Source organism: Nostoc sp. UHCC 0251 (assembly GCF_034932245.1).
In the GTDB taxonomy this organism is placed as follows: Bacteria; Cyanobacteriota; Cyanobacteriia; order Cyanobacteriales; family Nostocaceae; genus Nostoc.
On sequence record NZ_JAYGHD010000318.1, the window covers coordinates 1 to 13,627 of the forward strand.

Annotated in this window: 15 protein-coding genes; 7 read left to right on the forward strand and 8 right to left on the reverse strand. The window is 43.6% G+C overall.

What is annotated here, in order from left to right:
- Positions 1-182 precede the first annotated feature (182 nt).
- The 4 genes from VB740_RS25705 to VB740_RS25720 all read right to left on the reverse strand — a co-directional run bounded on the left by VB740_RS25705 (position 183) and on the right by VB740_RS25720 (position 3,138).
- Positions 183-1,532, reverse strand: coding sequence for a glutamine synthetase family protein (locus VB740_RS25705; protein WP_323202697.1), 1,350 nt, complete (start codon positions 1,530-1,532; stop codon positions 183-185).
- Positions 1,533-1,685: 153 nt separating this feature from the next.
- Positions 1,686-2,459 carry a 1-(5-phosphoribosyl)-5-[(5-phosphoribosylamino)methylideneamino]imidazole-4-carboxamide isomerase gene (gene hisA / locus VB740_RS25710; protein ID WP_323202698.1) on the reverse strand — a complete coding sequence of 258 codons (774 nt, stop codon included), beginning with the start codon at positions 2,457-2,459 and terminating at the stop codon, positions 1,686-1,688.
- 35 nt (positions 2,460-2,494) lie between these two features.
- Positions 2,495-2,806: a DUF3593 domain-containing protein gene (locus VB740_RS25715; RefSeq protein ID WP_323202699.1), complete on the reverse strand. Its 312-nt coding sequence runs from the start codon at positions 2,804-2,806 to the stop codon at positions 2,495-2,497.
- Entirely contained in the window at positions 2,803-3,138 is a 336-nt protein-coding gene (locus tag VB740_RS25720; protein ID WP_323202700.1) for a DUF2499 domain-containing protein, read from the reverse strand. The genes VB740_RS25715 and VB740_RS25720 overlap by 4 nt, the downstream gene beginning before the upstream one ends.
- A 184-nt stretch (positions 3,139-3,322) precedes the next feature.
- Here VB740_RS25720 and csaB point away from each other — a divergent pair, with 184 nt between their 5' ends.
- The gene (gene csaB / locus VB740_RS25725) at positions 3,323-4,366 is read left to right on the forward strand and encodes a polysaccharide pyruvyl transferase CsaB (protein WP_323202725.1); all 1,044 of its coding nucleotides are present in this window, start codon (positions 3,323-3,325) and stop codon (positions 4,364-4,366) included.
- Positions 4,367-4,694: 328 nt separating this feature from the next.
- Positions 4,695-6,155, forward strand: coding sequence for a glycosyltransferase family 87 protein (locus tag VB740_RS25730; RefSeq protein WP_323202701.1), 1,461 nt, complete (start codon positions 4,695-4,697; stop codon positions 6,153-6,155).
- Positions 6,156-6,340: 185 nt separating this feature from the next.
- Here VB740_RS25730 and pgeF read toward each other — a convergent pair whose 3' ends face one another.
- Positions 6,341-7,135 (reverse strand): peptidoglycan editing factor PgeF, encoded by a 795-nt coding sequence (gene pgeF, locus VB740_RS25735; RefSeq protein ID WP_323202702.1) that lies wholly within the window; start codon positions 7,133-7,135, stop codon positions 6,341-6,343.
- Between the two features lie 77 nt (positions 7,136-7,212).
- On the opposite strand from pgeF, the gene VB740_RS25740 reads away from it, so the two are divergent.
- Together VB740_RS25740 and VB740_RS25745 are read left to right on the forward strand one after the other, a co-directional pair.
- Complete coding sequence (locus VB740_RS25740; RefSeq protein WP_323202703.1) at positions 7,213-8,031, forward strand: biotin--[acetyl-CoA-carboxylase] ligase; 819 nt, start codon at positions 7,213-7,215, stop codon at positions 8,029-8,031.
- 90 nt (positions 8,032-8,121) lie between these two features.
- A complete protein-coding gene (locus VB740_RS25745) occupies positions 8,122-9,672 on the forward strand; it encodes a M23 family metallopeptidase (RefSeq protein WP_323202704.1) in 1,551 nt (516 codons plus the stop codon).
- 138 nt (positions 9,673-9,810) lie between these two features.
- Here VB740_RS25745 and VB740_RS25750 read toward each other — a convergent pair whose 3' ends face one another.
- Positions 9,811-10,491, reverse strand: coding sequence for a riboflavin synthase (locus tag VB740_RS25750; protein WP_323202705.1), 681 nt, complete (start codon positions 10,489-10,491; stop codon positions 9,811-9,813).
- Between the two features lie 340 nt (positions 10,492-10,831).
- Here VB740_RS25750 and VB740_RS25755 point away from each other — a divergent pair, with 340 nt between their 5' ends.
- Entirely contained in the window at positions 10,832-11,329 is a 498-nt protein-coding gene (locus VB740_RS25755) for a bifunctional nuclease family protein (protein ID WP_190730096.1), read from the forward strand.
- Positions 11,330-11,610: 281 nt separating this feature from the next.
- The gene (locus tag VB740_RS25760; protein ID WP_323202706.1) at positions 11,611-12,741 is read left to right on the forward strand and encodes an aldo/keto reductase; all 1,131 of its coding nucleotides are present in this window, start codon (positions 11,611-11,613) and stop codon (positions 12,739-12,741) included.
- Positions 12,742-12,760: 19 nt separating this feature from the next.
- On the opposite strand, the gene VB740_RS25765 is transcribed toward VB740_RS25760, so the two are convergent.
- Entirely contained in the window at positions 12,761-12,955 is a 195-nt protein-coding gene (locus VB740_RS25765; protein ID WP_323202707.1) for a hypothetical protein, read from the reverse strand.
- A complete protein-coding gene (locus VB740_RS25770; RefSeq protein ID WP_094342777.1) occupies positions 12,948-13,166 on the reverse strand; it encodes a hypothetical protein in 219 nt (72 codons plus the stop codon). Before VB740_RS25770 ends, VB740_RS25765 begins: the two co-directional genes overlap by 8 nt.
- Positions 13,167-13,189: 23 nt before the next feature.
- Between VB740_RS25770 and VB740_RS25775 the strand changes: the two genes are divergently transcribed.
- Entirely contained in the window at positions 13,190-13,399 is a 210-nt protein-coding gene (locus tag VB740_RS25775) for a hypothetical protein (protein WP_323202708.1), read from the forward strand.
- Positions 13,400-13,627 lie beyond the last annotated feature (228 nt).

A 13,627-nucleotide genomic window follows, 5' to 3' on the forward strand; every position in this document is an offset into this window, starting at 1 on the left:
TGGCGGGGTAAAGGGGAAGGGGGAAGGGGGAAAGGTTTTAAATCCCTTACCCTTTTCCCTTTCCCCTTTCCCCAGCCCTCACAAGCGCATTTTTGAGTTAGCAGACGACTAGTAGTACGCTTCCCCTTTCCCCTTTTACCTTTACCCAATCTCCACAAGCGCATTTTTGGGCTGGCAGACTACTAGTATTTCTCTAACAAGGTTTTCACCTCTGCCGTTAATTCCCAATCTTTCATAGCTAGCCACTCCGCTTGACGCACTGCTAAGAAAGCTTTCGCTAACTGGGGATTTAAAGCTGTTAATAGCATATCGTCTTGCTGAAGGTGAGCGATCGCTTGCCCCAGATTATCTGGTAATCGCTCTATTTGATTAGCATTGCGTTCTTCAATTGATAAATATCCAGGGTCTTGATTCACCGGGTTTCCAGGTGTTAGACTACGCTGCACACCATCAAGCCCGGCAGCAATCACTGCTCCTATTGCTAAGTAAGGATTAGCTGAGGCATCCACAGTTTTCAATTCTAAGTGGCTAGGACAGCCCAAACCAGGATCACTGGGGACTCTCACAGCTGCCTCCCGATTATCTAATCCCCAACAGCGAAAAGCACCACTCCAACTATGAGGAAGAATGCGGCGGTAAGAATTAGTAGTTGGGGTAGTTAGTGCCATCATTGCCGGCAGATGGTGGAGAATGCCACCAATAAATTGTAATGCTATCTCAGAAAGACCACAGATTCCCTGTGGGTCAGGTAACAGATTTTTCTCGCCATGCCAAAGGCTCAGATGAATATGACAACCACTACCAGCCGCATCCGGGAAGATTTTGGGTAAGAATGAAGCGATTAGGTTGTGCTTGTAGGCGATCGCTCTGACGGTTTCTCGAAAAGCAATTTGCCAATCAGCTGCTTGCAAAGCATCAGTATAACGGATGGTAATTTCCTGCTGACCGGGGCCTGATTCTGGATAATATTGTTCTACAGGTATGCCTTGAGCAATCAATGCATCAGCGATCGCATCAATTACTTCTCGGTGCAGATCCATTGCCTGAGTTGAGGCAAAAACTGTGGAGTCGGCAGGAGTGATTCCTTCAGGTGTTTGCCGAAGTAAGTAAAACTCATTTTCAAATGCTGCCCGCACTTCCCAGCCATTAGATTTGGCTGCCGCAATCATCCGCTTCAAGAAATTTCGCGGGCATAATGCCCAAGCAGAATCATCTAGTACCATATTGCCCATGACACGAGCATGACCAGGAGCATAAGGTAAAGGCTTTAGGCTAGACCAATCTGGTATTAAGCGAATTTCACCTACTGGCCCCAAACCAGTTTCTGGGACAACTGCATCATACATCACAGGGATTCCCTGCTGCCCTACGGAAATACCCACCCCATGCTCAAAGTAGTGAGCTAGCATCCCCACATGTACGGCTTTGCCACGGATAATGTTAGCATTATCGCACCAAAGAACTCGCACAAATTTTACACCAGTTTCTTTAAAATATTTACGTATTTTTTTCAAGTTATTTTTTTCAAGCATTGCTAGTTATTTTGTAAAGATTCAGGTATAAAGTTTAAGTATGAAGGATGTGTGAGATCGACGGGTTAAAAAGGTACAAAAAAACGCTGAGACTGTATTTAGACAAAAATACACATGGTGTCTCAGCGAAGATGTTAGTAATGACAGAAAATATCAAGCAAAGGTAGAAAAATCTAGATTCGGTGGAATATCCTGAATCCGGCCAGGCCCGATCGCTCGTAATGCTTCTTTGAGTAAAATATCCCCAGTATACAAGGCACGTCCGACAATCACACCAGTCACGCCTTGAGGTTCTAACGCTAACAAACTCAACAAATCGGTGACAGAACTTACCCCACCAGAGGCAATTATCGGGATGGAAATTACTGCTGCAAGTTCTCGCAAAGCTTCTAAATTGGGGCCGATAAGCGTACCATCTCGGTGGATATCTGTGTAAATGATGGCGGCTGCGCCCAATTCTTGCATTTGTACAGCCAGTTGGGTTGCTAAAACTTCTGAGGTTTCTAACCAACCGCGAGTTGCTACGCGGCCATTACGGGCATCAATACCGACGATAATTTGTTCGGGAAATTCTTCACACAGTTCTTGCACTAACTGGGGTTGTTCTACGGCGATGGTGCCGAGAATTGCCCACTGTATGCCTAGATTGAATACTTGTTGGACGCTGGTGCGATCGCGCAATCCTCCACCAATTTCAATGGGCACTGACACCGCTTGTGCGATCGCTTCAATTGCCCCCAGATTTACTACTTTACCTGCTTTAGCACCATCTAAATCAACTATATGCAATCTAGTAGCACCTTGATCTACCCACTGTTTGGCAACATCAGCAGGATTTTCGCTAAAAACTTGCGAGCGATCGTAGTCTCCCTGATACAGTCGCACACAGCGACCTTCTAGTAAATCAATTGCTGGAATTACATCCATTTACTTTTTCCTCATAACTCAATGCAATCAAAACCCTAGCTATCGCTGGGGTTGCTATTTTTCATTTTTAATTGCCTTACAGCCTGTCCAAAACCCAGCACAAGCAAAATATTAGAAAGTGTCAAAAATACTTCTGCACCACCGTGCAACCAATCCACATCTGCCAAAGATTTGCCATAATGTAATACAGCATAAATTCCGGCTGGGATAGTGATGGCAACAAAGACGAGGGTGCCATAAAATCCATACAGCGCTATACGCGGCATTTGCGGACTGCGGCTGATAAACCACAAGAAACCCAAATAGGGAAACAGTGAAAGTGCAAACAGGGTTTCTTTAGAGATCATTGCTCTGATTTGATAGGTTTTGGTTCAACAGTGTTAACAGACTTAGTAGAACGCCAAATCAAATACGCTGCTGCCCAAAGCGTAAAATTACCAACTAAGGTCATGGTAGCTTGAAGCGTTACCAACCATTCTAGAGATTCGGCGTTGTCGAAATAATGCCAGGTACAGGCACACATGGCGCTGACCAAAGCTGGTAACATGGCAAGGGATAATCCCCACCAATTGCGGTTATTAGTGAGTTCGCCGTAAGTCCAAATTAACCAAATGGCGACAATCCACTCAATAACGCTAGAAACATGAATAATCCAGGTGGGAATCGATAGGGCGTGCATAACAAGTCAAAAGTTAAAAGTTAAAAGTCAAAAGTAATTTAGTTCTCTGTCTTTCTATAAGATCATCTTCCCACAAGAAAATTTATCTTTAGTTGGTAGGATGGCGGACATTTGAGCAATTTTTGAGAGAAAAATTGATAATCTAAAATCTAAATCCTTTCATCCAAAATCTAAAATGGCAAAGATGCGGGCGTTATTGTCTGGATATTACGGTAAAGGTAACGGTGGTGACGAAGCTTTGTTGGCAACGCTTTTGCAAATGTTACCATCTCACGTAACGCCTGTGGTGCTTTCGGGGAATCCAGAGGAAACACGCGATCGCTACAATGTAGAAAGCTACGATCGCATGGCTCCCTTAGCTGTAATCCAAGCTTTGCGCTCAAGTGATGCCTTGATTTGGGGCGGCGGGAGTCTTATTCAGGATGTTACCAGTACTATCAGCCCATTTTATTATGGCGGACTGATGGCATTGGCGCAGAAAATGGGTTTGAAAACTGTTGCTTGGGCACAGGGTATTGGCCCGTTAGTGCGTCCGCAAACTCGTTGGCTGGCAAGGCAAACCTTTGGTAATTGTACCAAAATCAGTGTCCGCGATCGCGCCAGTGCTGCTTTATTATCTGATTGGCAAATTCCTTGTATTATAGCTCCTGACCCGGTTTGGGCGTTGGAATCGAAACCAGTACCGGGACTTTGGGATTTACCTGCGCCGAGAGTTGCGGTAACGTTGCGATCGCATCCTCAGCTTACAGAAACACGCCTAGCAAATTTAACTCGTGCTTTAGTTGACTTTCAAAAAGCTACGCAAGCTTTTATTTTACTACTGCCATTTCAAAAAAGTGAAGATTTAAGTATTGCCGAAGCTATTCAACCACACCTTAAAGATGTCAGCAAGATTTTATGTTTGGAAGATCCGCAACTTTTGAAAGGTGTGTTTCGCGGCGTGGAAATGGCAATTGGGATGCGCCTACACAGCTTGATTATGGCTGCTGCTGAAGGTTGTCGCTGTTTTGCCCTCAGTTATGACCCTAAAGTAAATCGTCTCATGGAAGACTTGGAAATGCCCGGATGGGATTTAGCTAGTTTACCAGATGACCCCAACTTGATTAGTCTGACTTGGATGGAGCATTACGCTAATGGCGATCCGTTATCACCAGAGCAAATACAATCTTTAGTAGATAGAGCATTAATGCACCGCGAGTTGTTGAGTCACGCTTTATTTAATAAGTAACACCAAAAAATGTAGAGCGAAGAAAATGCAAAAACTCTAAGATTTACATCTGTACAAAAGAACCATATTGTGCATCTACATAAATACCTCTCTTCAGGCTTTTATCATTCTTTCATCATAAATAGTCCGGTGCTGTAACGTCTTATTTAATAATCTTCTAGCAAAAAGGGAGTAATTTTCAAAATTTTGTGAAGTAATTATGAAAATACTAGAGAGTAATTGTCAAAATTTTGTGAAGTGGCTCTGAAAATACCTAACTATCTATTGTCAAGATTGACTTCAGCGATATTATTTACGAAATGCAGAAATAATTACTGAGATCATTCTGATGATAAACTTTGGTTTTTGGAACCTAATTATAGTAATTTTAGTTGCTTTGGTTCTCAACAATAATTGGCGATTAGATGATGAAAAAGCAGCTTGGAAAAATTCTTTATTCTTAAAATCTTCAACGATTCAACGTTTGATACAATTTTTTCAACAACCAATTGTTAACTTTATTGTTAAAGCAGGTGTTGTATTAGTCGTTACAAGATTCCTTTGCTATACAGGCTGGCTAGTTTATTTCTTAAATCAACCAAATCCACCTTTATGGGATTTTAAGTGGTATTATGTGGCGAGTAAATTGGCTCATCAGCATTTGAGTCCTTTTAATGTTGAGATTTTTAATCAAAGTTTCTGTACCCTAACTCAGGTGTGTGGATTTATTCCACCGTTTGTTTATCCCCCTAATTTTATTCCTCTGATCTGGTTTCTCGGTTATTTTTCGATCAATACTGCATTTAAAATATCGATTGTAATGCATATATTAGCAATCGGTTTAGCCTTATGGGGAGCAAATATCCTGCTGGAGTCGAAGTCGCCAGCGTTGAGAACTATTTGCACAATATCGGTTGCCTTGATTTATGGCTTAGTTCGCGATTTTCAAGTTGGTAATATTGCAATTTTTATTGCAGTTCTTATCTTATGGATGTTTATCTTCGCTAGAAAAAATCAAGATATTCCAGCAGGAATTTGCTTGGGACTTGCCCTTTGTAAACCAACATTAGCTGCATTATTCGTTCTGTATTTTCTACTCAAAAGACGATTTTCTCTAGTTTTCGTATCTGTTATCACAGTAGCTTCTCTAGCATTTTTAGGTCTAGCCTTGACAGGCAATTCTTTAACACAATTCATGTCGGATGCTGCTCGTGGATTTTCTCTCTGGCAAAACGATCCCGCAGTTAGCCCTTATATATCGATCAGTCGTCTTGATTTGATGGTTGTGGGGCCGAGATTACTTCCCACTAACCCATTCTTTGCCAAGCTTTTGTCAAATTTAATTGTTCTGATAATTCTTGTTTTGGCGGGTTGGTATTGGTATTTACAACAATCTCTCACCGACTGGTCAAAAAAAATATATTTAGCAGAAATGGTACTGATTTCGTGCTTGAGTATTGCCATAAACTATTCGCAGGATACTAGCTCTGTGATGTTAATACCTGCTGTTGTTTTTTTGCTAAATGATTTGCTGTATCAGATCAGGTATTGTAAATTTTCTCGGAAAAGATTCTTTGTTTGGTTAGTAGGTGTTTGCTGTCTTGCAGTACAAACAGCAGTTATTCATGGTTGGCTCATCGGCTCTCTAGCAAACCGCTGGAACGTGAAAGCAGGAGAATTGCCATACTTTATGAAAATAACTATCTTCGCCCTACCGAGTTATGCAATTTTAGGAATTACCCTAAGTATTTTAGTTTTAGCAATTAGTTCTCTTCATCAAAAACAGGTGATGAAATTTGAACCTAAGTAAACACTTGGGGAATACAGGATACTCTAAAAGTAGATTAAAGAATTTTCCAGAATATACAGATTATGGTAAATATCAATAATGGAGATATAAAAACACGTAGCATAATTATTTCTAGCCCTGTAGTGGTTTAGAATTACTAAATCCCTAAAGTCGTGGGCTAATAATTACGAATTACGAATTATAAATTACGAATTATTTTGACTTGTTTTGCTGCTAACAATTCCTGACCATTGAACTTTTTTCTCTTTCTCCCGGCGGTAAGAAAAGAAATGCTCTGGAGTTTGGAAAGTACAATAAGGTGCGATCGCAATTTGTTCTGCACTAATCCCCATATTTTCCAGTTGTAAGGTATTCACTCGCCGCACATCCACCCGTACCTTTCCAGGATTGGGATCTTCTAGTAAAGGTGAATTGGGTAGCTCATATAATGCACTTAGAATTTTTTCTTCGTCATCATGTGGTATAATACTAGCCCCAATTTCGGCAGCCACCTCCATAGAGACTTGATAAACCTCACCAGCGATCGCTGGGCCCATCGCAATTCTCAAATCATCGAGTGTGCTGCCTTGAGATTGTAGTCGAGCGATCGCTAAGGGAACAATCTTTTTAGCAGTCCCCCGCCAACCCGCGTGTAGTGCTGCCACCCGTCCAGTTTTCACATCCCCAATCAGCACGGGTGTACAATCTGCACTAGCTACCCAAACAGCTTGTAGAGGCTGCTGGCTCATTAAACCATCCCCCGACGCTAAATCCTCTTCAGCAGAGCTTAAGAAGCTCTCAACTTCTTGGGGAGTGAGAACAGTATTGCCATGAACCTGCTTTAAGCGATAGACTGATGCCTCTGGTTGCAATACTTCTGTGATAACTTGTGGCGATCGCGGCCAAAACTGTTGGGTAAAGAAGCCGTGATGCCAACGTTCCAGAATACTACAAGTTAGATAAGGCAGTCCTTCCCAATTGCGCCAGTGCCAAGTGTGCATCTTCAACCAAACCTAAACAGAAATCACTCATCAGCCAATCAATGCTAACTTGAACAACGGAATTTGGATCAATTGCTGTGGGATTTAATTTGCAAAACTTGGAAGCAGCCTTGAAAGCAGGGCGTAAGTATACATATTTACCATTTTCCCTCCACTTTTTTGAGAGCGTCTCTTCAACAAATCAAACCCTCTGGAACTTACTCAAACAAGGGGCTATTTCAGGGACAGTAGTAACCGCAACTGAGCAATCTGCTGGGCGGGGACAATGGGGACGCCAGTGGATTTCTCCTGTTGGCGGATTATATCTTTCCGTGGGGATTTCTTTCGACCACAAAATAGATGCTACTGACAGCTACCAGCTAACTTTCGCTACTGCTTGGGGAATTGCGTCTCAATTACGCCAGCGCGGTGTTGATGTTGGGATAAAATGGCCCAACGATTTAGTTTTAAATGGTCGCAAACTAGGCGGCATTTTGACAGAAACCAAAGTAAACAAAGGACAAATCACCCAAGCAGTAATTGGTGTTGGTATTAACTGGACAAACTCAGTACCAGAAACTGGAATCAATCTGGAATCGTGGCAAACTTCCCAAGATTTCAGACCCATTACTTGTCTGGAAATGCTAACCTCTATAGTGCTGCTGGGAATAGAATCCGGTATAGAGTGCCTTTGCCAAGAAGGAGTAAAGGTACTGTTGTCTCGCTATCTAGATTTGCTTACAAACATGGGTGATCGGGTATACGTCAATAATATTTCAGGTACTGTAGTTGGGGTGACTCCTCAAGGAAATTTACGAGTTGATTTAGGAAGAGATCATACAAAGGAACTAATTACACCGGAAATTTATATTGAACCCGGTACAATCAGTTTGGGGTACCATAAATCTTCCGTTTAAATTTGAGGTTTGTTCAAAATTTCGCTCTTTGGGCAAGACAAACCACTAGCATCATCTCTTTAGGCTAATTACACACAACTGAGAGAACAAATGACGCAGCGCAATAATTCTGCCCATCATCGTTTGCATTACTTATGGCAACAAGGTCTAACAAAAAAACGTTTTGCCTCTACGCTACCAGCTCAGAGCCTCTGTTGGCTGAGTAGCGTCAGCCTCCTTAGCGGCGGCTTTGTGTTTGCCCAAACGGAAACACAAATAGACAATATCGTTCCCACTGTTGAAAGTTCCCAACCAACAACATTTACAAATCCAGTTAAAAAGCAGACTGTTGCGCCCGAAGCGCCAGCGCAACCGGAATTTTCTCAACGGCGAGCCAGACTCAGAAAGAGATTAGCAAAGCCAGAAGTTGCTCAATCAAAACAGCCAGTTAGGCAGTCTAAACCCAAAATCGAAGCTGCCCAACCTGTTGTTATTATCAGACAGTCAAAACCCCAGGTAGAAACCTCCCAGGTTACTCCTGCACGCGTGAGACAGTCAAAACCCAATACCCCTGCCCGCTCTTTACCTGAGAAACTCCCAGAAGTTGCTCAACCATCAAATAACTCCAACAGTACTGTCAGGGCAACAGCGGGTAAAATCAAGGATTATAATAACGCCTATATTGATCCTAATAGTTATGACAGTGGTGCTACAGGTACTTATCAAGCACCAAATTCCGTAATTCTCACAGAACGTTCCAGTGGTTGTCGAGCTATCTTGCCATCAGGACAAAGCGTATTAGGCGGCATTTGCGCCAAAGCACCCCAAAGGAGTGTAGCTGGTTCCAATGGTACAGCACCTAATTGGCTTAAAAGAAGTCAAAATGCCCAATTAGCAAACGTTCCAACCGTGCGGCAGGTTGCAAGTACTGGCAACACTAGCAGATGGCGTGCTGCTCAAAGTAGTTCTAGTGGTAGCACCAAGAGCGCATTTCGCCCTAATCGATTTATCCCAAGTCCCGGCGAATTCAGCTCCACAAGAGTGAGTGCAACTCCCATCGCACCCAGTGGCGGGACTTTACCGCCACCAATGGCAGATGGCAACATTGCACCCCGCCCCAGCAACGTAGCTTACGACTTTTCCCTAGCATCAGTATTGCCGCAAATCCCCTACACGGGGAGAGTTGCATATAGTGGTACGGGAATGATGTATCCCCTTTCTATTCCGGCTTCCATTACTTCCGTATTTGGTTGGCGAGTTCATCCAATTACAGGTAATCAACGCTTCCATGCTGGTACAGATATAGGTGCGCCTACGGGTACACCAGTTTTGGCAGCTGCTGCTGGTCAAGTGGAAACTGCTAACTGGTTAGGTGGTTATGGTTTAACCGTTACCCTGAATCACAAATCGGCTCAACAAACTCTTTACGGTCACATGTCAGAAATCTTTGTTCAACCCGGTCAGTGGGTAGAACCTGGAACTGTGATTGGGCGAGTTGGCAGTACCGGCAACTCCACAGGCCCTCACTTGCACTTTGAAGTCCGTCACCTGTCACCAAAGGGGTGGGTTGCTACTGACCCAGGCGTGCATTTACAAAGTGGTCTCAGTCAGTTAGTACTAGGCTTACAAACTACTCAGGTAAGCCAGAAACCAGGTAGCTAGAAGAAGCAGGGGGCAGAGGGGGCAGAGGGAGCAGGGGGAGCAGGGGGAGCAGGGGGAGCAGGGGAAGAAAACTATTGGTAAATTCCCCATTCCCCATTCCCCATTCCCCATTCCCCATTCCCCATTCCCCATGCCCAATTACAAATACCCGTGTTCTGCTAAGAATGCGGGTGTAATACCATCCATACTAGTTTCATCATTAGCTCTGGTGTGGGAGTTGCCAGAATAAAGGAATTTTTCGACGTATTTGCCGAGAATATCCCCTTCTAAATTCACCAAACTGCCAGGAACCAAATAGCGAAGATTTGTCTCGGCATAGGTGAGGGGAATTACTGCCACCTTGAATTGCGAGAGTTCTGGCTCATATGACGCTACTGTGAGGCTGATGCCATTGACAGTTATGCTACCTTTGGGGACAATGTACCGTGCGATCGCCTCGGATGCAATAAAGGTCATTTCCCAAGAACTAGCTGTTTGTTCTGCCACTAGCAATCGACCAATGCCGTCTACATGACCCATCACAAAATGACCGCCAACTTTACTGCCCACCCTTAGCGAGGCTTCCAAATTGACATATCTCTGTTGCGTTTGCTCACCTCCCAGAGTTGTACGGCGGAGAGTTTCCGGTGAAGCCGTGGCAATAAATCCGTCTTTTAAAACTTTTTCTACTGTCAAGCAAACACCATCTACTGCAACACTGTCACCATAAGCCAAATCTTGCATAATTACTTCACACGAATGGCTTACACAAGTAATTTGCCAAGAATCGCCCCCTAAGGGTTCCATTGTTCCTAATGCCTGGATTAATCCTGTAAACACGGCTTTTTTGTCAAACTAACTCTAGTTATTGCCTATTTTTGCTTGAAATCAATTGGTAATTCTCACAGAAATCTCCAACATTCAAGTATATTTTCTGACTTTTTTTCGTATAGGAATATTAACACATTAGCATCCTTCACAGGGCATACTTGGGTAAGAAGGTTATTGTCTAAGAAGACCAATTTGACTTACTCTGGTTTTCACCACAAGTTCGGAGTTTAATAGAAGCAATTATAGAGAACGAATGCTTATGTTTATTACTGTCGCCAAACCGCCTAATAATGGGTACTATTTGTTACACAGCATCCAAGGCTCTCGAAGCATTGTAGAGGCTTAGGCAATGATTGAAATGAAAGTCGCTGGCATAGCATTAGATGCCATAACCCGCAGCCCGATCGTCCTTTTGAAAGATTCTTCAGATCGGCGGGCTTTGCCAATTTACATCGGTCAGGAACAGGCTAGGGCAATTATGGGTGCGCTGGAAAATCAGAAGCCTCCCAGACCCTTAACCCACGACCTGATTGTGAATATTCTAGAGACTTGGAATATGACTCTAGAAAAGGTGATCATTCATTCCCTGCAAAAGGATACATTTTATGCAGCCTTAATTGTCCAGCAAGGCGAGGTCAAAAAAGAAATTGACGCGCGTCCTAGTGATGCGATCGCCATTGCCCTCCGTACAAATACTCCCATTTGGGTAATGGAAGAAGTAATTGCCGATGCTTCTATCCCTGTTGACCGCGATGCAGATGAAGCCGAACAGCAAGCCTTCCGCGAATTTATTTCCAATCTCCGTCCTGAAGATTTGATCAAGCGCTTTGGTAATGACGACAGCTAGGCAATTTTAGATTTTGAATTTTGGATTTTGGTGAAGCAGCACGGTCTTGGGGAGCCAGTGCGTTGGGCGGCTCTGCCGACTTGAAGCATCTGGCGTGGTTTCCCCCATGAGTGACTGCTGTTAGCGCAGCGTAAAGCCTACGGCATGGCTTCTCTACGAGAGGCTGCGCCAACGCTTAGAGCGAGTCTTTGAGCGTCACCCGTTCGCGCAGCGTCTCCCCTTGGGAGAAGGGATTGAAGTGAAAATCTAAAATTGAATCGGCTCCTAACTCTTTGTTAAAGATGCAATACCGACGCTTTGGAAAAACGAATCTGCACCTCTCGGTTTTTTCTCTGGGAACAATGCGCTACTTGGCTGATTTTGAAAATGCCCACCAGACAATCGAACAAGCCTTAGCGTTAGGAATTAATCATCTAGAAACTGCCAGAGGTTATGGCAAAAGCGAGGAGTATCTCGGTAGGGCGCTCAAAGCTGGTTTGTCACTACCCCGAACGAAGCTTTATGTTACTACTAAAATCTCAGCCATAGCAGATGCTGACACCATGCGTCGGTGCATCGACGAATCTCTAGAACGATTACAGCTAGATTATTTGGATTGCTTGGGAGTTCATGGCTTGAACACTTGGCAACATTTAGAGTGGGTGCAAGCCAAAAATGGCTGTATGCAAGCCGTAGAAGAAGCTGTTGGTGATGGTCGAGTGCGACACGTTGGTTTTTCCAGCCACGGGTCATTAGAGGTAATTCAGGCAGCAATAAATACAGATTTTTTTGAATTTGTCAATCTGCATTATTACTATTTTTTTCAACGGCACGCACCAGCGATCCAACTAGCTGCCGAGAAAGACATGGGCATTTTCATCATTTCCCCTGCTGACAAGGGGGGACGCCTCTACACACCACCCCAAACTCTAAAAGACCTGTGTTACCCGTATTCACCCTTAGAGTTAAACTATAGATTTTTACTTGCAGACAACCGTATTGCTACTTTGAGTATAGGGCCAGCAAACCCAGATGAATTGAGAGAACCTTTACAATTCAATGACCATGATGGAGAACTAAAATCAGGAGAATTTTCTGCTTTTCAACGTTTAGAAAATCACCAAAAAGTTGCTTTAAAAACTGATAAGTGTAGCCAGTGTTATGCTTGTTTACCCTGTCCAGAAAATATCAATATTCCTGAGGTATTGCGGTTACGTAATCTTGCAGTGGCATACGATATGACAGACTATGGGCAATATCGTTACGGAATGTTTGAAAATGCTGGTCATTGGTTCCCTGGAATGAAAGGCAATCGGTGTACAGAATGCGGTGACTGTTTGCCTCGGTGTCCAGAAAAGTTAGATATTCCAGCTTTGTTGGAAGATGCTCACCAAAGATTAAATGGGAAAGCAGGTCGGAGGTTGTGGGGTTGACACTCTCAGGTCAAAAGACTTACTGTGTAAACACAAGTCGGAAAACCTCATGCACATTGGCTTGAGTCTGGTAGGGTGCGTTATGGACATTAGTCCCTTCAGTGTTCAGAGATTGACCATTAAGACTGAGCCTCAAAGGTATGTATGGCATTTGATCAACCATGCCAAGGCTACTATCAATGATTTTGTAGGGAAATTTTTGAGTGTCAACCATTCTTTTCTTGCTGCTTTGTCGCCAGAAGATTCATCAAGACATTGGCAGCCTCAGAACAATTGTACGGCGACCAGACTGGATACTCCCGGTTCGCAACAAAGAAGTTTGCATCTTCTTCTTTGACCAGTTCTGTGGCAAGGAACTGCATTAGCCGAAGCTTGTCAATTTTTGGAAGTTCCTGGATTTGTGACATGAGTTCAGCTAATGGCATTTGAGAATCTCCTCGTCTGAGGGATGGTGAAAGGAAGCGATCGCCTTCTCATTTTAGCCTTGCGATCGCATCGACGGTTGCAGCTTAAAGTGCAATCTGGCTTCTGGTTAGTACTGCCAGAGAAAAGTGATGCTGGGTTTCCTGTTGTCAACCCAGCCTACGGCAATAGGCGATCGCCCTACTTTGATCTGTGCAATTGCACCCTCTGGAGCTATATGTATAACGACGTATAACGGTGCCCATCACCCGCCGCAGATAACCTTTGAATTCCAACAGATACCTTCTCGACGGTCGGTGTGCATGGGCGTTGTTAGACTGCGATCGCACTTGCTTAAAGTCCACAATCCTGGTGCGTTAGCCTACGGAATAACAACTAGTTTTTAGGTTTTAACTTCGGGGTTTTCAGCCAACATTCTGATAAAAATGTAAAATTAATAAAGATTTAATAGAGTCAGGAAGAT